Genomic DNA, 25,945 nt, shown 5'->3' on the forward strand with positions numbered 1-25,945 from the left:
CCCCCCCCCCCCCCCCCCCCCCCCCCCCCCCCCCCCCCCCCCCCCCCCACGACTCCGAAGGCGACGACCACCGAGATGGCGTAGGCGGCGAGATAGAACCACATGGCCTCGATACCGGCACCACTGGCCACCAGGGCGGTCAGTACGAATCCGGCGTGGGTCACCGACGAGTAGGCGAGCATCCGCTTGATGTCGCTCTGGGCAATGGCGAGCAGGGTGCCCACCACCACCGACGCGGCGGCGATCACCGCCAGGGCCGGCACCCAGTCGGCGGCACGGGCATCGAATGCAGTGGTGAGCAGCCGGGCGAGGGCGGCGAATCCGGCGACCTTGGCGGTGGCGGCCATGAAGCCGGTGATCCCCGCCGGCGACCCCTGATACACGTCGGGTGCCCAGGCGTGGAACGGCACCGCCGACACCTTGAAGGCGAGACCCACGATCACCAGCCCGATGCCGACGACGAGGATCCCGGGGCGGAAGATGATCCTCGATCCGAGGAACTCGGCGATGCCGTCGAGGTCGGTGGTGCCGGTCGAGGCGAAGGTGAGCGCCACCCCGTACAGGAAGATGGCCGAGGCGAGCGCCCCGAGCAGGAAGTACTTGAGGGCGGCCTCGTCGGCATCGGGCCGCTCCCGGGTGAAGCCGGCGAGGATGTAAAGGCTGATCGAGAACACCTCGAGGGCGATGAACAGCACGATCAGGTTGCTGGCCGCCGCCATCAGGTGGGCCCCCGCGGCCGCCACCAGCACCAGCGTCACGAACTCGGCGCCGCGCTTGCCCAGCGACCGGGCGAGCGGCCAGGCAGCGACCAGTCCGAGCGCCGACACGGGGAACACGACCAGACCGGCGAATGAAGAGAACCCGTCGATGACGATCATGTCCGTGAAGTAGCGCGCACCGTCGCCGCCGCGGTGGGTGGCCCACTGGAAGGCCGACGCCACGGTCGCCCCACCGAGCCCGATCACCGCGCACGCGGCCCACCAGCGCGGGTTCGGTGTCTTCAGTTGGACGTCGACCATGAGCAGGGCCACCACGGCCACCGTGAGGACGACGACGGGAGCGACCGCGAGGAAGTCCAAGTTCATCGCCGAACCTCCGGTTCGGTGATGAACAGCTTCCAGCTTCCAGCTTCCAGCTTCCAAAAGGGCACGGGTGACGGGTGACGGCTCATCGTCCTGGCTCCGGTTGGCGATAGTCGGTGGTCTGCTCGATGCGCTCGATCAGGTGATCAACCGACGGCTCGATCCGATCGAGCACCGGCTTCGGGTAGAGGCCCATGACCAGCATGAGGATCAGCAGCGGGGCAATGATGAGCCGCTCACGCATGCTCAGATCGCTCAGCCCGCGGTTCTCCTCGACCGTGATCTCGCCGGTGAACATCCGTTGGTACGCCCACAGCAGGTACACGGCGGCGAGCACCACACCGGAGGCACCGACGATGGCGTAGACCGGCAGCGTGAGGAACGAGCCGATGAGCACCATGAACTCGCCGACGAACCCGTTGAGGGCCGGAAGGCCGATCGAGGCGAAAGCGGTGACCAGGAAGGCGGCGGCGTAGAGGGGCATCACAGTGGCCAGCCCGCCGAAGTGGGCGATCTCCCTGGTGTGTCGCCGCTCGTAGATCATCCCGACCAGGAGGAAGAGGGCCCCGGTGGTGATGCCGTGGCTGACCATCAGGATGACCCCACCCTGGAGGCTCGACGTGGTGAGGGCGGCGATGCCGAGCAGCACGAACCCCATGTGGCTCACCGACGAGTAGGCCACCAACCGCTTCACGTCGGGCTGGACGATGGCGACGATGCCGCCGTACACGATGCCGATGACGGCTAGTACGGCCAGCGGCACGACGAACTCCACCGCCGCTTCGGGGAACAGCGTCAGGTTGAAGCGAAGCAAGCCGTAGGTGCCCAGCTTGAGCAACACACCGGCGAGGACCACCGAGCCCGCGGTCGGTGCCTCGACGTGCGCATCGGGGAGCCAGGTGTGGAACGGGAACACCGGCACCTTGATGGCGAACGACAGGCCGAAGGCGGCGAACAGCCACATCTGTGCGGTCCGGGTGATGTCGGCACCGAGCAGCTCGACGAAGTCGAACGAGGGACCGCCCGACCCGCCGACCACGGCCAGGGCGAGGATGCCGGCGAACATCAGCGCCGAGCCCAGCGCCGTGTACAGGACGAACTTGATGGCAGCGTGCACCCGGCGCTCTCCACCCCAGATACCGATGATGAAGTACATCGGGATGAGCATCGCCTCCCAGAACACGAAGAAGACGAGCAGGTCGAGGGACAGGAAGACCCCGAAGATGGCCGCCTGGAGGACCAGCATCGACACCAGGTAGCCGCGCAGCCGGTCGGTGATCGTCGTCGAGGCAGCCAGGGCGATCGGAAACAGCAACCCGGTGAGCACCACCAGGAACAGTGAGATGCCATCGACCCCGAGGTGCCAGGCCACGCCCCACGGTTGGTAGAGGGTCACCCGCTCGACCAGCTGGAACCCACCGTTTCCGGTCTCGAAGGCGACCAGCAACCACACCGTGAGCCCGAACACCACCGTGGTCCCGACCACGGCGGTAGGCAGCAGCAACTGCGGTCGCTGCCGGGGCACCAGCAACACGGCGACGGCCACCACCACCGGCGCCACGACGATCAACGAGAGGAGCGGGAAGTCCATCAGAGCCCACCTCCGGTGGGCGCACCACCTGGGCGCGCGGAGAGGGCTGGGCCAGTCTTCATTTCCTCCCCCGAAGGGGGAGGTGGATCGGCCCGAAGGGCCGAGACGGAGGGGAAGGCCAGACGCGTCGCGAGGCCTCGGGCGCGTTCGCCCTCCCCCCTCCCCTCCGGTCGCTTCGCTCCCTGCGGGAATCCCCCCTTCGGGGGGAGAGAGCGGGTGGCGGGTGTCGGGCGACTCACAACACCCCTCCCCGCACGAGGAACCAGGCGAGCAGAGCAACCGCGCCGAGCACGATGCCTGCCGAGTACGAGCGGACGAATCCGGTCTGGAGGGGGCGCAGCAGCAAGCCGGCGCGGCGGGTGAGCGATCCGGTTCCCTCGACGAGGCGGTCGATGCCACGGGCGTCGAAGCGGAATGCCAGCCAGGCGGCACCCAGCTTGCCGGTACGGGCGAACACCTGGCCGTAGACGTCGTCGACGAAGTAGCCGCGCTCGAGGGTGTGCCACACACCGGTCTTCTCGGCTTGCTCGGTCCGATACCGGGCGATCCCGGCGGCGATGCCGGCGACGGCGACCCCGACGGCGACCGCGGCGAGCACCAACAGCGTCGCCCCCTCCGGGGGATGGGTGAGGTGCACGGCGGCGAACACCGGGGCGAGGAAGTGCTCCAGGCCCAGAAGCCAGGGGGTGTTGATGAGGCCGCCGACCACGGAGAGCACGGCGAGAACGACGAGGGGGATCCTCATGCTCCTCGGCGGATCGTGCGGGTGCACCCCCTCGGCCCAACGCGGCGCCCCGAAGAAGGTTCGCCACATCATCCGGGTCATGTAGAAGGCAGTGAGGAGAGCGGCCAGCATCCCCATCGCCCACAGCACGGTCCAGAGACCCCCGAGTCCGAACACCGAGGCGAGGATCTCGTCCTTCGACCAGAAGCCCGACAACGGTGGGATCCCGGAGATGGCGAGCCACCCCACGGACATCACGGCGAAGGTCACCGGCATCGCCTTGCGCAGTCCACCCATCCGCGCCATGTCCTGCTCCCCGGACATCCCGTGGATGACGGCGCCGGCCCCCAGGAACAGCAGTGCCTTGAAGAAGGCGTGAGTCATGAGATGGAACACCCCGGCGACGTGGGCGGCGGCGCCGACGGCCAGGAACATGAAACCAAGCTGGCTGATGGTCGAGTAGGCGAGCACCCGCTTGATGTCCGACTGGGCGAGGGCGATGGTGGCGGCGAAGAGCGCGGTGGCGGCGCCGACGATGCCGACCGTCGCCGCAGCCACCGGCGCCATCTCGAAAATCACGGCGGTCCGGGCGACCAGGTACACGCCGGCGGTCACCATCGTCGCCGCGTGGATGAGGGCCGACACCGGCGTCGGACCCTCCATGGCGTCGGGGAGCCAGACGAACAGCGGCAGCTGCGCCGACTTGCCGATCGCACCGACCAGGAGCAGCAGGGCGATGGCTGTCGCCGTGCCCGGCGACAGCACCGACGGTGCGGTGTCGAGCACCCCATCGAAGCTGAGCGTGCCGAACGACGAGAACACGAGCATGAGGGCGACGATGAAGCCGACGTCGCCGACCCGGTTGACCACGAACGCCTTCTTGCCGGCGGCGGCCGCCGAGTCGCGCTCGAACCAGAACGAGATGAGCAGGTACGACGACAGACCGACCAGCTCCCAGCCGATGAACATCACGGCGAACCCGTTGGCGAGCACCAGCACGAGCATCGACGTGACGAACAGGTTGAGGTAGGCGAAGAACCGGGGGAACCGGGCGTCGCCGTGCATGTAGCCGATCGAGTAGAGGTGGATGAGTCCGCCGACGCCGGTGACCACCAGCGCCATCAGGGACGACAGCGCATCCCACCGCAGCTCGATGTCGACCCCGAGGGCGGGGAGCCAGGAGAACCAGCGCGCCGTCTCGGCGGTGCCGGTGCCGGTGAAGAAGTCGGCGGACCCGACCAACGCGGCTAGGAATGCGCCGGCAATGCTGAGGGTCCCCACCACCCCGGCAAGCGGTTCTCCCAGGCGACGCCCAAAGGCGAACAGCATCACCGTCCCGGCCAGCGGGAACAGGAGGACCAGCGAGACGAGCAGGTCGGCGCTCATCCGCGCAGCTCCGCCAAGGCATCGACCGAGGCCGTACCCCGGCGTCGGAACACGGCGACGATGATCGCCAGTCCGACCACCACTTCGGCGGCGGCCACCACCATCACGAACAGCACCGAGATCTGGCCCTCGATGACCCGCAGCTCGCGCCCCGCAGCGACGAAAGTTAGGTTGACCGCGTTGAGCATCAGCTCGACCGACATGAACATGACGAGGGCGTTGCGCCGCAGCAGGATGCCCGCCATCCCGATGACGAAGAGCACCGCTCCGAGGGCCATGTACCAGCCGGAAGTGACGATCACGACGACTCCTCCGCCTCGTCGTCACCCCGCCGCCAGAGCGCCAGGGCGACGGTCCCCACCGCGGCGACCACCAGCAGCAGGGCGGTGAGTTCGAACGGCAGCAGCCAGCGCCTGAACAGCGCGTCACCGATCACCTCTGCCGTCCCGGACGGTGCGCCGAGCCCGGGAGGGGCGATCACCCAGGCGGTGCGGCCGGCGAGCAGGATCCCGGCACCGAAAAGGGCGAGGAGCCCGAGGGCCATGGGACGCTGGAGCGGGAGTGTCTCCTCACGACTCACGGCACGATCGACACCGATGAGCATGATGACGAACAGGAACAGCGTCATCACGGCACCGGCGTAGATGATGATCTGGACGGCGGCGATGAAGTGGGCGCCCTGGACCACGTAGAAGATCGCCAGCGAGAACATCGACAGCATCAGCCCGAGGGCCGAGAACACGGGGTTGCGAGCGAGGATCATCACCAGGCCGCCGTACACGGCGGCGGCGCCGAACACGATGAAGAGGGACATCTCGATCATTGTCGGTTACCTGTTTCCCGTTCCCCGTTGCCCGTCCGGCGGCGGCCGGGGAGGGGAAGGCGGTCCAGGAGTCGCCTCAGGCCCTTCGGTTGTGGCTGCGGCTCTTCGAGTTTGGGGAGCAGGGCGCCGGGTTCGGGGTCGGGGTTCTGGCCGGTCTCGGGTGGGCGGGTACCGACCCCTAAGGTCGGGGTCCAGGCGACGACGCCCTCGTACGCCGCCCGTCCTGACGAGGCCGTGGCTCGCATCCAGCCGTCGCCGAGGCGCAGCTCCCCCTTGTCGATGAGGATCGAATCCGGCTGGGGATGCGGGACGGCGCCGTCCTCGTCCATCAGCAGGTCGTCGCGGGTGTAGATGGCGTCACGGCGATTGTCCACCGACATCTCGAAGAGGTGTGTCATGGTGATCGCCTCGGTCGGACAGGCCTCGACGCACAGTGCGCAGAAGATGCAGCGCAGCATGTTGATCTCGTAGACGAACCCGTACCGCTCCCCCGGGCTCACCGGTGCGTCGGGCGGATTGTCCTTGCCGCGAACGTAGATGCATCGGGCCGGGCACACCCCGGCGCACAGCTCGCACCCGATGCATTTCTCCATCCCGTCGGGATACCGGTTGAGCACGTGCCGGCCGTGGAACCGCTGCGGCTTGACCCGCTTCACCTCGGGGTACTGGATGGTCACCTTGCGCTTGAAGATCTGGCGGAAGGTCACACCAAAGCCGGCGAAGGGACCAAGAAGACTCATCGGCGTCCTCTTCGAGGCCGCGGATGGCGGACGGCAGACGGCAGATCGACCATGAGGACACGCCCGCGCGGGGCGACAGTGCCATCTGCCATCCGCCATCCGCCATCGACTGTCTGCCATCTGCGATCTGCCATCTGTCTCAGGACCATGGTGCACCGAACCTTCGCCAGGACTGGAGCAGGGCGAACAACATCAGCCACACCAGGCTGAACGGGATGAGTCGCTTCCAGCCGAACGTCATGAGCCGGTCGTAACGCATCCGGGGAAGCGATGCCCGGATCCACACGAACACGCACACCAGGGCGTAGGTCTTGAGCAGGAACCAGAAGGTTGGCATCGCCCAGGCGATCCACGGCGGGAGCCCGAAGTCCGGCCCCAGCCAGCCACCGAGGAACAGTGTGACCGCGAGGGCGGCGATGTTGAACATGCTGATGTACTCGGCCAGGAAGAACAGGGCGAAACGGACCCCCGAGTACTCCGTGTGGTACCCGCCGACCAGCTCGGACTCGGCCTCGACCATGTCGAACGGTGGGCGGTTGGTCTCGGCCACGCCGGCGATGAAGAACACGATGAACGAGGGAAGCAACCAGAACACGAACCAACCCGGGATCGGCCCGCGGAACGAACCCGCCTGGAGCTCGACGATCGTCGACAGGGACATGGTTCCCACGCCCGCGCTCCCCCCGGCGATCTGAGCCGAGGCGAACAGGACCACCGGTACCAGGGACAGGGCCATCGCCGTCTCGTAGGAGATCATCTGGGCGGTGGCCCGCACTCCGCCGAGCAGCGGGTACTTGGACCCGGAGGCCCAACCGGAGAGCACGATCGAATACACCGCGATCGATGACATGGCGAGGACGAAAAGGATGGCCACGTTGAGGTCGGCCACCTGCATGGTGACCCGGGTCTGACCGATGGTGAACGGCCGGCCGATCGGAATCACCAGGAAGATGAGGAATGCCGGGATGGCTGCGGCGATCGGGGCCAACAGGTACAGACCGAACTCGGCGCGGCGCGGCCGGATGCTCTCCTTGAAGAACAGCTTGACGCCGTCCGCCACGGTCTGGAGCAGCCCGAACGGTCCCGCCCGGTTCGGTCCGATCCGGTTCTGCATCACTGCGATGAGCCGCCGCTCCAACCACACCAGCAGCATCACGGTGACCATGAGCAGGGCGAAGGCCACCACCACCTTGATCACCGCCGTCCAGAAGGTCGAGGCGAACAGACCCTCGAGGAAGTCGATCACGAGACCGCCTCCACCGACACCGCCGGCGACGTACCGAACGACAACCCCAGGTTGGCGGGCACCGCCACCGTCCCGGGCAGGAGCCCGGGGTCGATCCTCACCGGGAGTTCGGCCTCGCCGCCGTCCCCGGTGACGGTCACGCTGGCCCCCTCGACCACACCGAGCCGCTCGGCGTCCTCCGGATGCAGCCGTGCCGTCGGCGCGGGCACCAGCTTCGCCAGTGACGGACCGGCGGCGATCATCGTGCCGGCGCCGTAGAGCACCCGGCCCAGGTGCAAAGCCATGCCGTCGGGTGCGGAGCCATTCACCGCTGCGTCGGGAGCGGGCGACGATGCGCTGACCACCACCCCGTCGCGACCCGGGCCCCATCCCAGCGTCGCCCACGACACCTCGTCGTATCCGGGCACCGTCTCGCGGATCCGATCGGCCATCGCCGCCGCCGTGGCGGGGATCGACCCGCCGAGCCGGGATACGAGGTCGGCGATCGCCTCGACCGCAGGTCGGCTCTGCCCGACGCCGGGGACCAGCCGATTGACCTTCTGGACCCGACCCTCGAGGTTGGTGACGGTGCCCTCCACCTCGGCGAAGGCGTCCACCGGGAAGATCACGTCGGCACCGCGATTCGACTCTGTGACGAAAAGGTCGAACGAGACCACGAACGACGCCTTGTCGATCGCCGCTCGAGCCTTCGCCGAGGACGGATGGTCGGCCGCCGGGTCGGCTCCGAGCAGCACCAAGGCCCCGATCTCGCCCGAGTCGAGCGCCTCCAGGATGCCGGTGGTGTCGCGACCACGGCTCGCCCCGTCGAAGGCAACGCGTCCAGGGCCGGTCACCGGGCTCATCCCCATGTCGATGGCCCCGAACAGGTTGCCGCGGTGCGCGGCCGGGAGCACCCGAGCGTCGGGGAGCCCGGCGGCGAAGGCGGCCACGGCGTTCGCCAGGCCGGGATCCTCGGTCATCCCGGTGCGGCCGACGATGGCGACCACCGGGCCCTCGCCGAGCGCCGCCGTGACCGGCGCGAGCTCGTCGTCGCCACCGGTGAGCCGCGCCAGCAGTCCGGCGCCATCACCGGGGCGGTAGCGCAGCACGTGATCGGCACAATGGTCGAGACCGGTCGGCGCGGGATGGGCGACGATCAGGGTGGCGCCGAGTTCCATGGCGGCCCGCCGGACCCGGAGGTACAGGACCGGCAGGTCCTCCTTGAGGTCTGGGCCCCACACCAGGATGGTTCGGGCGGTCTCCAGGTCACCGATGACCCCGCGGTTGGCGGCGCCGGTCAACAGGAGCGGGTCGGGGGCCTCTCCGACGGCTGCGTCGAGATGCGGGGTGCCGATGATGTCGCGCAGCAGGGTGGCGAAGGCATGGGCCTCCTCGTTGGTGCTGCGGGCGCCGCCGATGCCGGCAACCGCCTCCGGACCCGAGCCATCGATCACCCGGCGCAGGCCCGCCGCCGCGGCGTCGAGCGCCTCCGCCCAGCCGCTCTCGACCAGCTCGCCGTCGTCGTTTCGCACAAGGGGAGCCGACAGGCGGCCCGGCGACCGCAGGTACTCGAACCCGAACCGGCCCCGGTCGCACAGCCACCCGTGGTTGGTGGCTTCGACGTCGACGCCGAGCAGCCGAAGCACCTCGTTGTGACTCGCCTGCACCGACACCCGACAGCCGACCGCGCAGCCGGTGCAGGTGCTCTCGACCGCCTCCAGGTCCCACGGCCGAGCACGGAACCGGTACGGCGTGGCGGTGAGGGCCCCCACCGGACACAGTTGGACCGTGTTGCCGGAGAAGTACGAGGCGAACGGCTCGTCCGGGAAGGTGTTGATCTGGGTGTAGGTGCCGCGATCGAGGAACTCGATGAGCGGGTCACCACTGATCTCGTCGCTGAACCGGGTGCAGCGGGCGCATAGGATGCAGCGCTCCCGGTCGAGGAGGACCAGGTCGCTGATGGCGATCGGCTTCTCGAAGTGCCGCTTCTCCTCGACGAACCGACTCTCGCCGGGCCCGTGGGACAGGGTCTGATCCTGCAGCGGGCACTCGCCGCCGCGGTCGCACACCGGGCAGTCGAGGGGGTGGTTGATCAGCAGGAACTCGAGGACGCCCTCCTGGGCCTTCTTCACGGTGTCCGACCGGGTGTCGACCACCATGCCCTCGGTGCACACCGCGGTGCACGAGGTGGTGAGCATCGGGCCGCGGGGGCCTTCCACCTCCACCAGGCACATGCGGCACATGCCGACCGGCTTCATCCGAGCGTGCCAGCAGAACCGCGGGATGTAGGTGCCGTTCCTCTCGGCCGCCTCGATGAGCAGCGTCCCCGGGTCGACCTCCAACGCCTTGCCGTCGACGGTGATCGTGATCCGTTCAGACATGGGCCGTCCCCGCCATCACCATCTCCTCTACCTCGCCGCGGAAGTGCGTCATGATCGAGGTGATCGGAGACACCGCCGACGGACCCAACGGGCAGATCGTCGTCATCGTCGGTGGCCAGCGCAGTCCGGGGCTGATGTTGTCGGAGATGTCGAGCAGCAGGTCTAGGTCGGTGGGTCGGCCGGCGCCGTGGAGGATGCGATCGAGAATCTGCTCCAACCAGGTCGTGCCCTCCCGACACGGTGTGCACTCCCCGCAGGACTCGTGGGCGAAGAACTTGACGATGCTCAGCGCCGCCGCCACCACGTCGGTGGTCTCGTCCATGACGACGACCGCCCCGGAGCCCAGCATCGAACCGAGGCGCCCCACGTCGTCATTGGTGACGGGTGTGTCCAGGTGAAGTGCCGGCACGAACCACGGTGCCGATGCCCCGCCCGGGATCCAGGCCTTCAGACCGCGCCCGTCGCGCACGCCGCCGCCCACGTCGTAGATGAGCTCTCGCCAGCTCAGGCCCATGACGATCTCGTAGTTCCCGGGGCGCTCGACGTGGCCCGACAGCGAGAACATGCGGGTACCGCGGGACCCCTCGGGGCCGATGGCGTCGTAGGCTGCGCCGCCGTTCGCCACGATCCACGGGATATTGGCCAGGGTCTCCACGTTGTTGACGATGGTTGGCAGGGCGTACAGGCCCTCGACCGCCGGGAACGGCGGCTTGATCCTGGGCTCGCCGCGTCGGCCCTCCAGGCTGTTGAGCAGCGCGGTCTCCTCGCCGCAGATGTAGGCGCCGGCCCCGAGGTGCACGGACACCTCGATGGCGTACCCGCTACCGGCGACGTCGTCTCCCACCAGACCGGCGCCCCGGGCCTCATCGATGGCGGCCTGCATCCGTCGCGCAGGTCGGGGGTACTCGCCGCGGACGTAGACGAACACGCGGTGGACGCCGAGGGCGAAGGCGGAGATGAGGATGCCTTCGAGCACCTGGTGCGGGTCACGCTCGAGCAGCTGTCGGTCCTTGAACGTCCCCGGCTCGGACTCGTCGGCGTTGACCACCAGGTACCGGTCGGCGCCCGGTGCGAGGAAGCCCCACTTGACGCCGGTCGGGAAGCCGGCACCGCCCCGGCCCATCAGGTTGGACGCCTTCACCTGCTCCACGATCTCCTCGGACTTCATGGCCAGAGCGGCGCGCAGTGCGGTGTAGCCCCCCTCGGCCTGGTACCGAGGCAGGGTGTGGCTGTCCGTCGGATGCTCGGTCATCAGGGTGGTGAGGATCCGGTCGGTCATGCGCCACCCGCCGTTCCGTACGGGCCGAAAGCGGGTATCGGCCCTACGGCCTCGGTCTGGTCTTCCGAGCCCCAGTCGAAGGCGGTGCGCCCGCCGAACCGCTCCTGCATGTCGTCGCTGCGAACCGTCCCGGGCGACTCGTCGACGAGCCAGCGGCACAGGGACCGCGCCGCCTCCGGAGTGACCCCCTCGACGAACTCGTAGTCGACCTGAACCGCGACGGCACCGCCACAGGCACCGATGCACTCGACCCCCTCGACCGTTACCGACCCATCGGCGGCGGTGCCTCCGACCGGTACGCCGACCTCGTCGGTAGCCGCGGCCAGCACCTCATCGGCGCCGAGTAGGTGACACGAGATGGAAGTGCACACCGAGACCAGGTGGCGACCCACATGGCGCTTGTACATCGTGTAGAAGGAGGCCACCGCCTTCACCTGCACGGGGGTGATGCCGATTAGGTCGGCCACGACGCGCATGCCGTCGTCGGTGAGCGAACCGCCTTCCTCGCTCATCGCCAGGTACAGCAGCGGCATCACCGCCGATCGTGTCTCGGGGTAGGACGCCACCAGGCTCCGCGCCCGCTCCATCGTCTCGTCACTCCACGCTCTCATCGGTCTACGTCTCCCAGCACCGGGTCCGCCGAGGCGAGTGCGGCGATGGCGTCACCGATCAGGCCATCGGAGAGCATCACCGGCAGCACTTGCACGCTGGCGAACGACGGGCCGCGCACGTGGAGGCGCCAAGGCTTGGCACTGCCGTTGGACACCAGGTACATGCCGAGCTCGCCGCGCGGCGACTCGACCGCCTCGTAGACGGCACCCGGCGGCACCTTGAAGCCTTCGGTGAACAGCTTGAAGTGGTGGATGAGCGCCTCCATCGACTGGTCGATGCGGGCTCGGGGCGGCGGAGTGACCTTGCGGTCCTCGGTGCGGTAGTCGCCCGACGGCATCGTCTCGAGTACCTGACGCACGATGCGCAGCGACTGGCGCATCTCCTCCATGCGGACCAGGTAGCGGTCGTACACGTCGCCATGCCTGCCGAGCGGAACGTCGAAGTCGTACTGCTCGATGCCCGAGTAGGGGAAGGCCTTGCGCAGGTCGAAGTCGACACCGGACGCCCGCAGCATCGGCCCGGTGACGCCGTAGGCGAGGCACTCCTCCGGGGTGAGCACCCCGATGCCCTGGGTGCGATCCAGGAAGATGGGGTTCTGAGTGAGGAGGGCGTCGTACTCGTCGATGCCCTTGGGGAGGGTCTCCAGGAGCCCACCGACCGTGCCCTCCCATCCGTCGGGGAGGTCGGCGGCCACGCCACCGGGACGGATGTAATTGTGGTTCATGCGCAGCCCGGTGGTCTGCTCGAAGAAGGCGAGCACCGACTCGCGCTCGCGCCATCCGTAGATCATCATCGACACCGCCCCGATGTCCATGCCTCCGGTGGCCAGCCAGAGCTGGTGGCTGGAGATCCGGTTGAGCTCGGTCATCAGGACCCGGATCGCCTGCGCCCGCGGCGGGACGTCGACGCCCATGAGGCGTTCCACGGCGAGGGAGAAGCACAGCTCGTTGAAGAACGGCGACAGGTAGTCCATGCGGGTGACGTTGGTGGGGCCCTGCATGTAGGTGAGGACCTCGGCCGTCTGCTCCATGCCCGTGTGCAGGTATCCGATCACCGGCTTGCAGCGGCGGATGACTTCGCCCTCCAACTCCAACTGGAGGCGCAGGACCCCGTGAGTGGCCGGATGCTGTGGCCCGACGTTGAGGATCTGCCGCTCATCGTCCGAGGTGAACGCGCCGATCTCGAAGTCGTCGTCGACGAGGGTGCCCATCTGCTCGGCGAGGACCGCACCCTCCTCGTCGAGGCGCATCTCCTGGGTGCCCTCGGAGGTGAACCGTTCCATGATGCCGGGCGCCTCGGTGCCGGACAGCCACAGTTCCTTGATCACCCGGTCCGAAAGGGCAACGGTGTCGTCGCCGACCCGGGCTGGCCTCTCCAGCTCGCCGGATGGGATGTCGGGCGGGTTGCTCACGTCACCTCCCGCGCATCTTTGAACTGCACGGGCACCGCCCCGACAGGGGTGTCCTTGCGCAGGGGGTGGCCCTCCCAGTCGTCCGGGAGCAGGATCCTGGTCAGGTCGGGATGACCCTCGAACCGAACTCCGAACAGGTCGTAAGCCTCGCGCTCGTAGAAGTTGGCGCCCGGGTACACCGAGGTGAGCGACGGGACCACCGGCGCGTCCGCGTCGGCTCCCGTCACCAGGCGCAACCGGACCGGAGGATCCAGCGACAACAACACGGCGACGACCTCGAACCGCGGCGACCGGTGCAGGTAGTCGACGGCGCACAGGTCGACGAACATGAGGAAGCCCGCATCGCGTGCCGCCATCGCCGCCTCGGCCAGTCGCTCGGTGGGGACGCGCACCTGCGCCTGACCGAACGACTCCTCGAGCTGGGAACCGGGGACCGCATCGGCGACCCTCTGGACCATCTCGTGGATCATCGTGTAGCCGCCTCCGCCCGCACCTTGTCGTGCAGGGTGAGGATGCCGTGCATCAGCGACTGCGGCCCCGGGGGGCACCCCGGCACATAGACGTCCACCGGCACCACCTGATCGACCCCCTGGACGAGGGCGTAGTTGTTGAACATGCCGCCGGTGGACGCACAGGCGCCCATCGAGATCACCCACTTCGGCTCGGCCATCTGGTCATAGACCTGGCGCAGCACCGGAGCCATCTTCTGCGACACCCGGCCTGCGACGATCATCAAGTCTGCCTGTCGCGGCGACCCGCGAAACACCTCCATGCCGAACCGTGACAGGTCGTTGTGGGCTCCACCGGTCGCCATCATCTCCATGGCGCAGCAGGCGAGCCCGAAAGATGCGGGCCACATGGAATGGGTACGGGCCCAGGCGACCGCCTTGTCGAGGGTCGCGACCAGGAAGTTCGACGGAGCGGCCGGGCGCGCCACTACGCCTCCTCCCCACCTGGGGCGACCACCCGGCGATACCGGGCTCGCGACCGCTCACTCCAGTCCAGTGCCCCTCGCTTCCACACGTACACCAGCGTCTCCACCAGCAGCACGGTGAACACGCCGATGGCAGCCATGCCGTACCAACCGAGGTCGTAGAACTCGACGGCCCAGGCGAACAGGAAGATGATCTCGATGTCGAACACGACGAACAGCATCGCCACGACGTAGAAACGCACCGGGAATCGCTCGACCGGTTCATGGATCGGCACGATGCCCGACTCGTAGGGCTCGGATTTCTCCGGTGTCGGTCTCTGCGGTGCCAGCCAGCGCGTCGCGATGATCGACACCCCGCCGAATGCCACCACCAGCAGGAACATGAGACCGATGGGCAGGTAATCGCTCAGAGACATCTCACTCGCGGTTGGTGGGTCGGGGTGAGATTAGGAGTCATGAGCCAGAGGGAAGAAACCGAGCGAAGCGGCTTTGCCGCTTCGCAGCTCATGACTCTTTCACCTTTCCTCCCCCGAGGGGGGAGGTGGCATCGGCCAGAGGCCGATGACGGAGGGGGAGTGTTGACGCGTCGCGAGGCCCCCGTAGCGATCGCCCTCCCCCCTCCCCGCCTTCGGCGGTACTCCCCCCTTCGGGGGGAGAGAGTCGCTACTCGAAGTCTCCTAGCCTCCATCGTCGTGACGAAGATCGACGTGCTCGTGGTCGGTGGTGGGCCGGGAGGATCCGCGGCCGCCTACTGGTTGGCGCGCGATGGGCACCAGGTGCTCCTCGTCGAGAAGCACGAGTACCCGCGGGACAAGACCTGCGGCGACGGCCTCACCCCCAGGTCCATCTACCAGCTCGAACAGATGGGCTTCGACTTCGCCGTTCCCGAGTTCCACCGCATCACCGGGCTGCGTGCCTACTCGTCCGAGCTGGTCATCGAGATGGAGTGGCCCGACCACCCGACGCTGCCCCGGTGGGGCGGGGTGATCAGACGCGCCGACCTCGATCACCAGGTGGCGCGGCTGACCGAGAAGCAGGGCGTCGTGGTTCGACAGCACACCACGGCGATGCCGATCGTCACCGATGGACGGATCACCGGGGTCCGGCTCACCTCCGGGGACGACGTAGAAGTGGTCGAGCCGAGGTTCGTCGTGGTCGCCGACGGGTCGCTGTCCCGATTCGGTCGTGACCTCGGCACCGCACGCGACAAGACCCGCCCGTACGGACTGGCGGCGCGCGCCTACTACGCGAGTCCCATGTCGACCGACGGATTCATGGAGAGCCAACTCGACCTGCGGGATCACAGCGGCGCCAGCGTCCCCGGCTACGGGTGGGTGTTCCCGCTCGGCGACGGGACCGTCAACCTGGGCGTCGGAGTCCTCTCCACCTTCCGTCGATGGAAGGAACTCAACACGACGGTGCTCATGGAAGCGATGGCGGAGTCGGCGCCCGACCATTGGGGACTCACCGATCAGTCCCAGGTCACCGATGCACGCGGCGGCAAGCTCCCGATGTCCTTCTCCGTCGGACCGCTGGTCGGGCCCAACTGGGTGGTCATCGGTGACGCCGCCGGAGCGATCAACCCGTTCAACGGGGAGGGCATCGCCTATGCCTACGAGACCGGTCGCATCGCCGCCCGGCACGTGGGCCGGGCTATCGCCGCCGACGATCACACGATGCTCTGGGGCTATAGGGACGAGATCACCGACACCTACGGCTTGTACTACAAGGTAGCCCGCGCCTTCGTCCACCTGATCGGTCGCCCCGGCGCCATGCGGATCCTGACGCGCACCGGGCTTCGCTCCCGCCCTCTCATGGAGTGGACCCTGAGAGTCATGGCCAATATCCTGAGGCCCGACGAACGCCACATCGGCGAAGAGGTCTACCGGATGATCGAACGCGTGGTGGCGGTCGGGCCGGAGCTTTAGAGGGGCGAGGAGCCAGGGGCGAGGGGCCGGCTATCGGCTACCGGCTACCAGTTGCCAACGCTCAACGCTCAACGCTCAACGCTCAACGCAAGAGCGACGGCGACCGAATGGCGAATAGCGAACGAAGCTAGGGCGCCTCTAAGGTGACCTCGTCGACTTCATCGGCGTCCTCGCCGTCGTCGGTGAGGCCGCAGTCGTCGAGGGCCGCGTCGAGGGTCTCGCCACCGAACTGAACGCGCTCGTACAGCGCAACCGCGGCGAGCTCCGTGTCCGTCAGGTTCGATCCGAACCCGGGCATGACCCCGAAGCCACCGACTTGTTTGTCGTTGGCTCCGTATGTGGGATCGGGCCACCCTGTGGTCCCGAGCCGGATCCACTCAGTGTGCTGGCCACACTGGCCCTCGGGGAAGGTCTCCGGGAGTGCGCCACCGGTGAACGCAGGACCCGAGCCACCACCGCCGCCAGCACCATGGCAACCGGCGCACCCCCACACCTCGAACAACTCGGCACCCATCGCCAGGTAGTCGACGACCACCTCTCCGTAAGCAGAGCCGTCGCACTCGACGGCGACGCCGGTGACCGGATCGATGGCGAGCTGACCTGCATCGCCACAGTTGGGACCGTTGGGAAGGAAGGCGGCGTAGATGATCGCCACGGCCGGGCCGACCACGAACAGGGTCGACAGCCAACGGGGCACACCGGAACCCGCCCCGACCAGCTCCGGCTCGCCCTCCTCGACTGCACGAGAGTCCGGTTCCGCTGCCTCGCCGATGACCTCCACCGCGGCGGGAGCCTCTTCCTCCGGCTCTGCCTCCTCTTGGTCGTCGCCCTCGGCTGTAGCCGCCGCTGGCGCTTCCTCGGCGGCAACCTCGGCAGCCCCCTCGTCCGCCGCCGCCGCCGGTGCCTCCGCAGGCTCTTCGGCGGGAGCGGGCTTCTCCTCGGCGGCAGCCCGGACCTCGGCGACGTCCACGCCTGCCCAGTCGGCGAGGACCTCCTCGTAGGAGCGCCCCTCGACGTCGGCGCGCGCCGCCGCCGACCGCCGGACCATGCTCGCCGGCATCTTCATCGCCTCGGCCGCCATCTCCACGAACTTGTCGATGCCCGTCGCCGCCGGCTTCGGGGCAGGTTCCGGCTTGGCGGCGGGCGCAGCCTCCGCCGCCGCCTCGTCGGGGGCACCACCCTCGCTCGGCGACTCCGGTGCGTCGACGCCCGCCCACTCGGAGAGAACCGTTTCGAGGCTGAGCCCCTCGGCCTTGGCGCGAGCCTCCGCAGATCGGCGGACCATGGCCGCCGGCATACCCATCTTCTCCGCCGCCGCTGCGATCAGGTCGTCCAAGCTCATTCCAGCCCCGAAACGTAGACGGACAGTGCGGTCAGCTCGTCGTCGGTGAGATGGCGGTATGACGGCATCGACGACCACGGCCGCGCCGCGCGGGGGTCGATCAGGTGATCACGAATCCACAGCGGCGAATCGGTGGGGGAACGCGACCCGGCGTGGGCGAGATCCGGTCCGATTCGACTGAACCCGCTGATGCCGGCAGGGTCGAACGCGTAGTCACCGAGATCGGACACGGCGCCCATCCGAGCATCGGTGACGATGGGGCGCACCTCCTGCGTGTGGCAATACACACACCCTTCCGTGACATAGAGCGAGCGCCCCTGGTCGGCGAGCGAGCCCTCGGCGTGCGCCCGTGACCGCTCGGCGAGGATCGACGGCCCGGTGTCGGCGTCGACGGCCGGCAGGTAATACGCCCCGAGTGCCCCGACGGCGAACAGGAGCACCACCGTCCGCCCGACCGTCCGCAACCGGGCGGTGGTCAGGACTGCAGAGGACCGTTCCGCTTCCTCTTCCGAGCGAGCGAACGACCGCAGCAGCACCCAGAGAGCAAACAGGGAGGCCGCGGCCAGCACGACGGCGAGCGACCCGGTGGTCACCCGGTCGAGTCCGCGAACGCCCACGACCGAGGGGGCGAAGTCGTCACCTACAGGAACCCGGCCGTCCTGCACGATCGCCAGCCATGCCAGCCCCTGCTGCAGTCCGGCGATCATCTGACTGCCGGCTGCGACCACGGCACCCCCGAAGGCGGCCAGGCCGACAGCCTGCAGGACGCGGCCCCCGCCAGCCCCCGACCGGTGTTCGTCGACCGCATGAGCCACCGCAGCCATGGCGCAGAGGGTGAACGCACCGATGACGGTGACGATGAACACCCCGGTCTCGAACCTGGTGAACCGCAGGATGGCGGAACCGGATCGAAGGCTCAGGGTCAGCATGAGAACCGGAACCAGACCGAAGAGCAGCGATCCGAGGGCGAACAGGGTCAATGGCGCGTCGGCGGCGACCGCGGCCCACCGACCGCGAAGGGCCATGGCGAAGTCGGCGAGGATGGCGACCACCCCGACGGCCAGTCCCACGCCGAAGACGATCGGAAGCGTCTCGAACCAGTCTCCGGTCGGGCCGTACTGGAAGGCGAGGCCGGTCGTCCACACCCAGGTGAAGGCCAACGAGTAAAAGCCGATACGGCCGAGGTCGCCGTTGAACGCGGCGTCGGGCACGCGCCGAGAAACGAGGTAGTAGCCGACGCCGACAGTGGCCGCGGCGATCCAGAGCCCGATGATCGCGGTGGACGAGAACGCCGCCTGCACCTCGCCGGGGATACCGGTGAGGTCCGGAGCGGCGCCAACGGCGTAGGAGGCCACCAACCACCACGGCGCCGCAATCAGATACCAGCACGACAGCGGCACCGCAGAGCGGTCGGCTCGCCGGGCGGTGAGGGTGACCAACCCGGCCAGGGTCAGGTAGGAGAGGAGCAGCGGGCCGTCGGCGAAGAGCGGCATGGCGGCGAGACCCGCACCTTCGCTCTGTCCGAACCCGATGGCGGCGACACCGTATGCGGTGGCCGCGGCCATGAGGAGCAGGTTGCCGAGGGCGAACGCCGGGAGCGCCAGCGGCACGCCCAGGGTCCGGGGCACCGCGTGGAGGGTGACGCCGGCGAGGCCGATGGTCAGCCACCCGAAGACCAGCGAGCACAGGGCCATCGGCCAGATCCGACCGAACGAGAGCAGTGCGGTGTCGGCAAGCAGGCCGGGCCAGACCAACTTCGCCGTGGCAAGCCCCAGGAGGGCCAGGCCGACGATCAAGAACAGCGACGAGATCAGGAAGTGGCCGCGGATCGCCAGCGACCCGAACGCCGGATTGGTGATCAGCCCGCGGAGTCCGCCCGGCGCATCGGTCGGCTCAGCGGTGTCCATCGTCTCGGTAGCCGAGGTCACGCCCCGAAGCCTCCGTGTCTCGCCATGGTCACGGCGGGAGGTTAGCGAGTAGGCCCGACCTCCCCGCGCGCCACACCGGCTTCTCCGTCGGCTCTGGTGTTGGCACCGGCGCGCGTACAATGACCGCCCGTCGGAACAGGAGCCTCGTCGGTGTCGGATCGACTCAGGAAGCGTCTCGGGATCATCGGCGTCGTCGTCGGTTCGGTCCTGCTCATCGGCGGCACCCTGCTGGCCCACTTCACGGCGCTCCCCCCGACCGACGCCATCGGTCAGCGGATCTACCCGAGCATCCCGAGGTGCCTGTGGTTCGAGGAGGCCGGGTCGTGCTGGATCCTGCCAACCCTCTCGAAGGCGACGGCATTCCTCGGCAGCCAGGTGCTGATTGCGGGCATCGTCGTCGGTTGGATCTTCGATCGGAAGTTGACCTGGGCGCTCGCCACCCTCGGCGCCTTCCTGTTCACCCTCGAGGTCATCATCCTGTTCGGCATCGTCCCCAACGAGATGCTGGCGCTGTTCCAGGGCACCCTCGAGTGGTCGAGCCGCAGGATCTTCCTTACCATCCCGTCGTGGCTCGTGCTCAACAACACCGTCCAGATCAGCTACGACACGCTCAAAGACCTCGTAGTGGCCGGCTACGCCACCACCGTGCTGGTCCTGTTCATGGTGGTGCCATATCAGGTGCAGGAGTGGAGCAAACGGCGCGGTGAGCCCAAGCCGCCGTCCACGTCGCTCTACGGTCGCCCCGTCGTCAAGGGAAGCCGCTGATGGCGAACGAAGCCTGGTTCGAGACCCCTCCCTTTCGGGACGACTACCAGCTGACCCTCGTGGACGGGTCCTATCTGACCGCAGCCGTCAAGCCCAAGCAGTTCCTCCACATCGATCAGGCCGAGTGCATCCTGTGCGAGGGCTGCGTCGACATCTGCCCCTGGAAGTGCATCCACTATCTCTCCCTCGACACGATCGCCGAGGCGACCAACGTCGACGACCCGCGCCAGGACGCCACCAACTACGGGGTGTTCATCGTCGACGAGGACGAGTGCACCCGATGTGCCCTGTGCGTCGACCGGTGCCCGACCAACGTGATCAGCCTCGGCAAGTATGAGGGGTCGCTGGCCGCCCAGGCGGAGGAGCTCGCGGTGAGCGCGCCGTGGGCGGTGGACACGGGGCAGCGAGATCACAAACACGGCTATGCCTACGGCATGCGGTTCTGAGGAACGGCGCAGATTTGACGCTCGGCTCGGCCGGGTAAGAGACTGAGAACACGGAGGACGGGTTGACCAGCGGAAACGGCGACGGGAAGAAGGGCATCGGCACTCGGCTCGCCGAGATGCCCGGCCGCGTGCGCGACAGCGAGGTCTGGGAGTCGATCTTCCGGCCCGGTTCGCCGTTCCGCAAAGGCTACGGCGACAGCCCCCGCAACCGGTCCTACGTGATCATGAACAACGTGCTCTATCACCTCCACCCGGTGAAGGTGAAGCGGCACGCCGTCCGCCTTTCCTACACCCTGTGCCTGGGAGGGCTCTCTTTCTTCCTGTTCATCCTGTTGACCATCACGGGCATCTTCCTCATGTTCTATTACACGCCCGCCTCGCCCGACGCGTACGAGGACATCGCCTCGCTGTCCACGAGCGTCGCCTTCGGGCAGCTGGTGCGCAACATGCACCGATGGGGCGCCCACCTGATGGTGATCACGGTGTTCCTGCACATGACCCGGGTCTTCTATCACGGCGCCTACAAGCCGCCGCGCGAGTTCAACTGGGTGGTCGGCGTCGTCCTGCTCTTTCTCACCCTGTTCCTCTCCTTCACCGGCTACCTGCTCCCTTGGGACCAGCTGGCCCTGTGGGCGGTGACGGTGGGATCCAACATGGGTGGCTACACCCCCGTGTTCGGTGACCAGGTGACGTTCGTACTGCTCGGGGGGCTCCAGGTGGGGGCGGCGACGCTGCTGCGCTTCTACGTGCTCCACGTCCTCGCCTTTCCGTTCCTCATCGTGATCTTCATGGCCGTCCACTTCTGGCGCGTGCGCAAAGACGGCGGCATCTCCGGACCGCTCTAAGGATCGACCATGGCTGACATCCCCGAACATCTCCTCAGACGAGCCGCACAGGCGAGAGCGAAGGCTCGCGGCGTGTCCGTCGACGAGGTGCTCGTCGAGTTCGGCGCCGCGCCCTCAGAGGGCAACGGCGAGTCGGCGGCGCCGGCGGCCACCGTGGCCACCGCGGTCTCGTCGGCCCCCTCCGCTCTAGCCATCCCAGAGGGCGTCCGCACCCAGCGCCTCCTGACCGTGGTCAAGGCTCGAGCCATCCAGCAGGTGAAGAAGGAGCCCACCGACAAGGTGCATGTGTGGCCCCACCTGCTCGGCATGGAGTTCGTGGCGCTGCTGGTGGTCACCGCCCTGCTCACCGTCTTCTCCGTGTTCCAGGACGCCCCGCTCCTCGAGTTCGCCAATCCGAACGACCAGCCGAATCCGTCAAAGGCCCCGTGGTACTTCCTCGGCCTCCAGGAGCTGCTGTCCTACTTCGACGCCCAGGTGGCAGGCGTCCTCATCCCGGGCCTCGGACTGGCCGGGCTCGCCTCCATCCCCTATGTGGACCGCAACCGCTCAACACTGCCTTCGGATCGCAAGTTCGCCATCATGGTGTTCACCTTCTTCGTGATGGCCTCGGCGATCCTCACCATGATCGGATCCTTCTACCGGGGTCCCGGACTCAACTTCTCGTATCCGTGGAGAGACGGGATCTTCTTCGACCTATGAGCGCGCCACAGATCCTCTCACTGGCATTCGCCATCATCGCGATCCTCGCCGTGGTCGCCATCGGCAGCGTGGCCTACCGACGCGGCACCGGGGAAACGGACGAGGGAACCACCGGTCGACTCGACCGCAAGGCCCGCCGTCGTGGCCGCGATGTGGAGAAGCGTCGGCGCTCCCCTGAGCGGGAGCCCATCGCAGCGGAGGCCACGGCCACCGACGAGGAGCCTCCGGTCGACCCCCGGCAACTCCGACCCGAAATCGGCCGCGAGGAGTACGACATCACCCGGCGGCAGTTCTTCAACCGCGGGGTCGGTGCCATCTTCGGTGTGTTCCTCGCCCAGTTCGGCATCGCCTCACTCGCCTTCATGTGGCCGAAGCTCCGGGGCGGCGGCTTCGGAGGCCGCGTGGTCATCGGCACCATCGATGACCTCACCAGAAGCGTCTTCCTCCCCGACGGCCGGGTGCAGCCACTCTTCGCCTCGGCCGCCCAGGCCTACATCGTGCCCTTCCAGGGGAGTACCGACGGGACCAGCTTCGAGGGACTCCCGGTCGTCGCCGGCGGCCTGATGGCGCTGTGGCAACGGTGCGTGCACCTCGGCTGCCGGGTGCCGACCTGCCAGAGCAGCCAGGGCTTCGAATGCCCGTGCCACTCCTCCAAGTACAACTACCACGGCGAATACGAGGACGGACCGGCACCCCGGAACCTCGACCGCTTCGTGGTGTCGCTCGACGACGCCGGCAACTTCATCGTGGACACCGGACAGGTGATCCAGACCTCCCGTTCCCGGGTCAAGAGCACCGAGTACCCGCAAGGACCGTCGTGTCTGTGAGCGACGACCACGAGCGGGGTGGGTGAGCCATGGACCTAGGTGCGGCGGTACTCGCCCTCGCCATCCTCGCCTTCATCGGCTGGCTCACCTACGCCGTGACCCGCGGGCCGGCACGCCCCACCCGCGAGGCGCCGCCACCCAATCTCGAGCCGTACATGACGGACGACGAGCTGGAGTCGAAGCGGCTCAACCGAGTGCTCGGCGCGGCCCTGGTCGCTACCGCCGTCCTCGCCATCGTCATGCCGCTCTATTACCTGAACGAGACCGACCGTCAGGCGGCGGCGGAGTACCGGTTCGGCCAGATCGCCATCGAGCGCGGCCACCACTGGTTCGAGGAGTTCCAGTGCATCGACTGCCACGGTCCCAGCGGGGTCGGCGGCGCAGCGTCGTTCATCGAGTCTCGCAGCGGCATGCCCACGAGCTGGGCGGCTCCGGCACTCGACGACATCTTCCTGCGGTACTCCGTCGACGAGATCAGGTACTGGATCACCTTCGGCCGCCCGGGCACGCCGATGCCGGCGTGGGGCGTGGAAGGCGGCGGACCGCTCACCTACCAGCAGGTGGACGAGCTGATTGCGCTCATCGGGACGATTCAGATCGGCGCCGGGGCCGCCTTCGACGCCGTCGACAGCCGGGTACGGTTCGAACTCACCCGCCTCGACGGCGCCGACGACACGGTGGACGCAGCCATCGCCGCCAAGCAGGCCGAGATCGACTCGATCCTGGCCGCGCCAGACCTGTACGCGCGGGTCCTGACCATGCCTGCGGAACTGGTTGCCATTCTCAGCGCCGACGGCACCTGCACCGCAGCCTCGGCAGAACTCGTGTCGCTCCCCTGCGGCGCCTCCGGGACCGACACCGACCGGGACGGCCTCGCCGACGATGCGGAGACCGAGCTGACCGGCTTCCTCGAACGACTGCTCGCCGTGATTCCCCCGTCCCCCTCGGCCAACGACCTCGCCCGCCTCGTGTTCGATCCAGCCGACGCCTTCAGCAACACCGACAGCGAGGGTCGACCGCTGCGCGATCTCGCCGCTGCCGATGAGGTGATCCTCGACGTGGACCAGGTGGTTCGGGACCTCCGACTGGCCACCCAAAACGGTGACCGGCTCCTCGCCGCCGCCGAGGCGAACCTCGCCTTCCTCATCGAGGCGCGTGAGGCCCGTCGCTACGCCGTCGACTTTGACACCCTCGCCACCGATGCCTTCGGCGGGAATCTCGACGACGCCCGCCGCGCCGTCGGCCTGTACAACGCCTACTGCGCCCGTTGCCACACCGCCGGGTTCTCCGCCGGGATCGCCTTCGCCCAGGAGCCTGGTTCCGGGGCGATGGGGCCCTCCCTCCGTGGCGGTCGGGCGCTGGTCCAGTTTCCGAACCTCGACGACCACATCGCCTTTCTCATCTCCGGCTCGGACGAACTGGTGCCCTACGGGGTCAACGGGCTGGGTAGTGGTCGGATGCCCAGCTTCGGAACATTCCTCAGCGAGCAGGACCTGACCCTCATCGCCAGGTACGAGAGGAGCCTGCCATGATCGCACGGCTCCATCGCGACGAACGCGGGCTCAGCCGTCTCGAGTGGATCGGGATCATCCTCGCCCTGTTCGTTCTGTTGTCGTTCGTTCCCCAGTTCCGGGCGCTGCTCGCCGATGTCTACGACTGGATGGTGGGGCGCCACAACGTCGACGCCGATGGCAACCCGGCGTCGGGCGTCCTCGTCCGTGGCCTCATCGTCGCCATCAGTGCGCTGGCGATCTTCGTGGGCACCGTCTGGCTCATCAACCACACCAACCTGGGTAACCGCCTGGCGTTCCTCATCACCGGAGCCGGCTTCTTCGGGTTCCTGGCCATCGTCGGTCTCCTCTACACGCTGTATGCCCCACGGGGTGTGCGACCGAGGTCGGTCGAGGGCCTCAACGCCTTCGAGATCCGAATCCTCCCCGGGTCGCTGATGGTGGGGTCGGCGATCCTGTTCGTGATGTTCCTCGCCGCCCTCAGCCGCCTGGAAGCCGCGCAAGACGAGTAGATCGTCAGCTGTTAGCTATTGGCTATTAGCGGTTGGCCAGAGGCGCGTCGCGCCAACGGAAGGCGAGGGTCTGGCTAATGGCTAAGAGCTAAAAGCCAATAGCCGATCGCTCAACTCCTGTTGAGGTAATACGCCAGGACTTGCAGCTCCGTCGACAGATCCACGCGACGGACTTCGACGCCCTCCGGAACTTTGATCACGGTCGGTGCGAAGTTGAGGATCGATCGAATCCCGGCGGCGGCCATCGCATCGGCGACCTCCTGCGCTACGGACGCCGGCGTGGTGATGATCCCGATGGACGCTCCCCGATCGGCGACGGCGCCGGCAAGTGCCTCCATCGACTCGACCACCATCGAGTCCACCCGGGTCCCCACCTTGGCCTGATCGCTGTCGAACAAGCCAACGATCTCGAACCGTCGCCTTCCGAATCCGTCGTAGTTCGCCAGTGCACGACCGAGGTTTCCGATGCCGACGATCACCACCGCCCAGTCGCGGGTCAGTCCCAGTTCCATGCTGATCTGAAAGCGGAGATGCTCCGTGTCGTACCCGACCCCCCTCACCCCGTAGGAGCCGAGGTAGGACAGGTCCTTTCGAACCTTGGCGCTGTTGACACCGGCCCGGGTCGCGAGTTCCTCCGACGACACCGAGGTCTGGTCCGGAGGAAGCTCGTCGAGGCACCTGAGGTATACGGGCAGGCGCTGCACCGTGACGGCTGGGACTGTCGACTTCACCGTTGCGAGGTTAGGAGCCTGCTGCGGCAGTAAAACCGCCGCAGGCGGCAGACGGCAGACGGCAGACGGCAGACGGCGGGGAAAGCCCGCGGACAGGGGCCGATCCGTTCTGACTCTCCTCCCCCGTAGGGGGAGGTAGCAGCGGCCGAAGGTCGCTGACGGAGGGGGAGGCCAGACGCGTCGCGAGGCCCACGTAGCGTTCGCCCTCCCCCCTCCCCTCCGG

At 68.0% G+C, this 25,945-nt stretch carries 24 protein-coding genes and 1 pseudogene; 8 read left to right on the forward strand and 17 right to left on the reverse strand.

Annotated features, from left to right (window positions below; translation table 11 throughout):
• From WEA29_00255 to WEA29_00320, 14 genes and pseudogenes are all read right to left on the reverse strand, one after another.
• On the reverse strand, positions 1-1,085 hold a 1,085-nt coding region (locus WEA29_00255; protein MEX2322197.1), incomplete at its 3' end, for an NADH-quinone oxidoreductase subunit N.
• Positions 1,086-1,167: 82 nt separating this feature from the next.
• Entirely contained in the window at positions 1,168-2,673 is a 1,506-nt protein-coding gene (locus WEA29_00260) for an NADH-quinone oxidoreductase subunit M (protein MEX2322198.1), read from the reverse strand.
• A 235-nt stretch (positions 2,674-2,908) separates the two neighbouring features.
• Positions 2,909-4,783: an NADH-quinone oxidoreductase subunit L gene (gene nuoL, locus WEA29_00265; protein ID MEX2322199.1), complete on the reverse strand. Its 1,875-nt coding sequence runs from the start codon at positions 4,781-4,783 to the stop codon at positions 2,909-2,911.
• On the reverse strand, positions 4,780-5,082 hold the full coding sequence (gene nuoK, locus WEA29_00270) for an NADH-quinone oxidoreductase subunit NuoK (GenBank protein MEX2322200.1): 303 nt from the start codon (positions 5,080-5,082) through the stop codon (positions 4,780-4,782). The genes nuoL and nuoK overlap by 4 nt, the downstream gene beginning before the upstream one ends.
• Positions 5,082-5,606 (reverse strand): NADH-quinone oxidoreductase subunit J, encoded by a 525-nt coding sequence (locus WEA29_00275; protein ID MEX2322201.1) that lies wholly within the window; start codon positions 5,604-5,606, stop codon positions 5,082-5,084. The genes nuoK and WEA29_00275 overlap by 1 nt, the downstream gene beginning before the upstream one ends.
• Positions 5,603-6,346, reverse strand: coding sequence for an NADH-quinone oxidoreductase subunit NuoI (gene nuoI, locus WEA29_00280; protein MEX2322202.1), 744 nt, complete (start codon positions 6,344-6,346; stop codon positions 5,603-5,605). The genes WEA29_00275 and nuoI overlap by 4 nt, the downstream gene beginning before the upstream one ends.
• 139 nt (positions 6,347-6,485) lie before the next feature.
• Complete coding sequence (gene nuoH, locus WEA29_00285) at positions 6,486-7,592, reverse strand: NADH-quinone oxidoreductase subunit NuoH (GenBank protein ID MEX2322203.1); 1,107 nt, start codon at positions 7,590-7,592, stop codon at positions 6,486-6,488.
• The gene (gene nuoG / locus WEA29_00290) at positions 7,589-9,952 is read right to left on the reverse strand and encodes an NADH-quinone oxidoreductase subunit NuoG (GenBank protein MEX2322204.1); all 2,364 of its coding nucleotides are present in this window, start codon (positions 9,950-9,952) and stop codon (positions 7,589-7,591) included. Before nuoG ends, nuoH begins: the two co-directional genes overlap by 4 nt.
• Positions 9,945-11,231, reverse strand: coding sequence for an NADH-quinone oxidoreductase subunit NuoF (gene nuoF / locus WEA29_00295; protein ID MEX2322205.1), 1,287 nt, complete (start codon positions 11,229-11,231; stop codon positions 9,945-9,947). The genes nuoG and nuoF overlap by 8 nt, the downstream gene beginning before the upstream one ends.
• Positions 11,228-11,842, reverse strand: a complete 615-nt coding sequence (locus WEA29_00300; protein MEX2322206.1) for an NAD(P)H-dependent oxidoreductase subunit E — start codon at positions 11,840-11,842, stop codon at positions 11,228-11,230. The genes nuoF and WEA29_00300 overlap by 4 nt, the downstream gene beginning before the upstream one ends.
• Positions 11,839-13,254: an NADH-quinone oxidoreductase subunit D gene (locus WEA29_00305; GenBank protein MEX2322207.1), complete on the reverse strand. Its 1,416-nt coding sequence runs from the start codon at positions 13,252-13,254 to the stop codon at positions 11,839-11,841. The genes WEA29_00300 and WEA29_00305 overlap by 4 nt, the downstream gene beginning before the upstream one ends.
• A complete protein-coding gene (locus WEA29_00310) occupies positions 13,251-13,724 on the reverse strand; it encodes an NADH-quinone oxidoreductase subunit C (protein ID MEX2322208.1) in 474 nt (157 codons plus the stop codon). The genes WEA29_00305 and WEA29_00310 overlap by 4 nt, the downstream gene beginning before the upstream one ends.
• Before the next feature lie 14 nt (positions 13,725-13,738).
• Positions 13,739-14,191 (reverse strand): annotated as a pseudogene (locus WEA29_00315) (NADH-quinone oxidoreductase subunit B family protein).
• Complete coding sequence (locus tag WEA29_00320) at positions 14,191-14,604, reverse strand: NADH-quinone oxidoreductase subunit A (protein ID MEX2322209.1); 414 nt, start codon at positions 14,602-14,604, stop codon at positions 14,191-14,193. Before WEA29_00320 ends, WEA29_00315 begins: the two are co-directional and overlap by 1 nt.
• A gap of 276 nt (positions 14,605-14,880) precedes the next feature.
• Between WEA29_00320 and WEA29_00325 the strand changes: the two genes are divergently transcribed.
• A complete protein-coding gene (locus WEA29_00325; GenBank protein ID MEX2322210.1) occupies positions 14,881-16,116 on the forward strand; it encodes a geranylgeranyl reductase family protein in 1,236 nt (411 codons plus the stop codon).
• A gap of 127 nt (positions 16,117-16,243) precedes the next feature.
• Here WEA29_00325 and WEA29_00330 read toward each other — a convergent pair whose 3' ends face one another.
• A complete protein-coding gene (locus tag WEA29_00330) occupies positions 16,244-17,458 on the reverse strand; it encodes a c-type cytochrome (protein ID MEX2322211.1) in 1,215 nt (404 codons plus the stop codon).
• Positions 17,455-19,386, reverse strand: coding sequence for a cbb3-type cytochrome c oxidase subunit II (locus tag WEA29_00335; protein MEX2322212.1), 1,932 nt, complete (start codon positions 19,384-19,386; stop codon positions 17,455-17,457). Before WEA29_00335 ends, WEA29_00330 begins: the two co-directional genes overlap by 4 nt.
• A 150-nt stretch (positions 19,387-19,536) precedes the next feature.
• Here WEA29_00335 and WEA29_00340 point away from each other — a divergent pair, with 150 nt between their 5' ends.
• From WEA29_00340 to WEA29_00370, 7 genes are all read left to right on the forward strand, one after another.
• Positions 19,537-20,151: a hypothetical protein gene (locus tag WEA29_00340; protein ID MEX2322213.1), complete on the forward strand. Its 615-nt coding sequence runs from the start codon at positions 19,537-19,539 to the stop codon at positions 20,149-20,151.
• Positions 20,151-20,597: a 4Fe-4S binding protein gene (locus WEA29_00345; GenBank protein ID MEX2322214.1), complete on the forward strand. Its 447-nt coding sequence runs from the start codon at positions 20,151-20,153 to the stop codon at positions 20,595-20,597. Before WEA29_00340 ends, WEA29_00345 begins: the two co-directional genes overlap by 1 nt.
• Positions 20,598-20,713: 116 nt before the next feature.
• On the forward strand, positions 20,714-21,442 hold the full coding sequence (gene extP, locus WEA29_00350; GenBank protein ID MEX2322215.1) for a selenite/tellurite reduction operon b-type cytochrome ExtP: 729 nt from the start codon (positions 20,714-20,716) through the stop codon (positions 21,440-21,442).
• Between the two features lie 9 nt (positions 21,443-21,451).
• Positions 21,452-22,141 carry a menaquinol-cytochrome c reductase cytochrome b subunit gene (locus WEA29_00355; GenBank protein ID MEX2322216.1) on the forward strand — a complete coding sequence of 230 codons (690 nt, stop codon included), beginning with the start codon at positions 21,452-21,454 and terminating at the stop codon, positions 22,139-22,141.
• Positions 22,138-22,968 carry a Rieske 2Fe-2S domain-containing protein gene (locus WEA29_00360; protein ID MEX2322217.1) on the forward strand — a complete coding sequence of 277 codons (831 nt, stop codon included), beginning with the start codon at positions 22,138-22,140 and terminating at the stop codon, positions 22,966-22,968. Before WEA29_00355 ends, WEA29_00360 begins: the two co-directional genes overlap by 4 nt.
• Positions 22,969-22,997: 29 nt before the next feature.
• On the forward strand, positions 22,998-24,500 hold the full coding sequence (locus tag WEA29_00365) for a cytochrome c (protein ID MEX2322218.1): 1,503 nt from the start codon (positions 22,998-23,000) through the stop codon (positions 24,498-24,500).
• Positions 24,497-24,991 carry a hypothetical protein gene (locus WEA29_00370; GenBank protein ID MEX2322219.1) on the forward strand — a complete coding sequence of 165 codons (495 nt, stop codon included), beginning with the start codon at positions 24,497-24,499 and terminating at the stop codon, positions 24,989-24,991. Before WEA29_00365 ends, WEA29_00370 begins: the two co-directional genes overlap by 4 nt.
• Positions 24,992-25,101: 110 nt before the next feature.
• Here the strand turns inward: WEA29_00370 and WEA29_00375 are convergent, their stop codons facing one another.
• Complete coding sequence (locus WEA29_00375) at positions 25,102-25,818, reverse strand: redox-sensing transcriptional repressor Rex (GenBank protein ID MEX2322220.1); 717 nt, start codon at positions 25,816-25,818, stop codon at positions 25,102-25,104.
• Positions 25,819-25,945: the final 127 nt, after the last annotated feature.

Source organism: Acidimicrobiia bacterium (assembly GCA_040902765.1).
Taxonomy (GTDB): domain Bacteria; phylum Actinomycetota; class Acidimicrobiia; order Spongiisociales; family UBA11373; genus DATKBG01.

Excerpts from the sequence above, each read along its gene's own strand:
- WEA29_00370 (MEX2322219.1), top strand. The coding sequence starts at position 24,497 with ATGATCGCACGGCTCCATCGCGACGAACGCGGGCTCAGCCGTCTCGAG.
- nuoI (MEX2322202.1), bottom strand. The coding sequence starts at position 6,346 with ATGAGTCTTCTTGGTCCCTTCGCCGGCTTTGGTGTGACCTTCCGCCAG.
- nuoF (MEX2322205.1), bottom strand. The coding sequence starts at position 11,231 with ATGACCGACCGGATCCTCACCACCCTGATGACCGAGCATCCGACGGAC.
- WEA29_00345 (MEX2322214.1), top strand. The coding sequence starts at position 20,151 with ATGGCGAACGAAGCCTGGTTCGAGACCCCTCCCTTTCGGGACGACTAC.
- WEA29_00320 (MEX2322209.1), bottom strand. The coding sequence starts at position 14,604 with ATGTCTCTGAGCGATTACCTGCCCATCGGTCTCATGTTCCTGCTGGTG.
- WEA29_00260 (MEX2322198.1), bottom strand. The coding sequence starts at position 2,673 with ATGGACTTCCCGCTCCTCTCGTTGATCGTCGTGGCGCCGGTGGTGGTG.
- WEA29_00360 (MEX2322217.1), top strand. The coding sequence starts at position 22,138 with ATGAGCGCGCCACAGATCCTCTCACTGGCATTCGCCATCATCGCGATC.
- nuoL (MEX2322199.1), bottom strand. The coding sequence starts at position 4,783 with ATGAGCGCCGACCTGCTCGTCTCGCTGGTCCTCCTGTTCCCGCTGGCC.
- WEA29_00355 (MEX2322216.1), top strand. The coding sequence starts at position 21,452 with ATGGCTGACATCCCCGAACATCTCCTCAGACGAGCCGCACAGGCGAGA.
- WEA29_00365 (MEX2322218.1), top strand. The coding sequence starts at position 22,998 with ATGGACCTAGGTGCGGCGGTACTCGCCCTCGCCATCCTCGCCTTCATC.
- WEA29_00310 (MEX2322208.1), bottom strand. The coding sequence starts at position 13,724 with ATGATCCACGAGATGGTCCAGAGGGTCGCCGATGCGGTCCCCGGTTCC.
- WEA29_00330 (MEX2322211.1), bottom strand. The coding sequence starts at position 17,458 with ATGAGCTTGGACGACCTGATCGCAGCGGCGGCGGAGAAGATGGGTATG.
- nuoG (MEX2322204.1), bottom strand. The coding sequence starts at position 9,952 with ATGTCTGAACGGATCACGATCACCGTCGACGGCAAGGCGTTGGAGGTC.
- extP (MEX2322215.1), top strand. The coding sequence starts at position 20,714 with ATGCCCGGCCGCGTGCGCGACAGCGAGGTCTGGGAGTCGATCTTCCGG.
- WEA29_00300 (MEX2322206.1), bottom strand. The coding sequence starts at position 11,842 with ATGAGAGCGTGGAGTGACGAGACGATGGAGCGGGCGCGGAGCCTGGTG.
- WEA29_00275 (MEX2322201.1), bottom strand. The coding sequence starts at position 5,606 with ATGATCGAGATGTCCCTCTTCATCGTGTTCGGCGCCGCCGCCGTGTAC.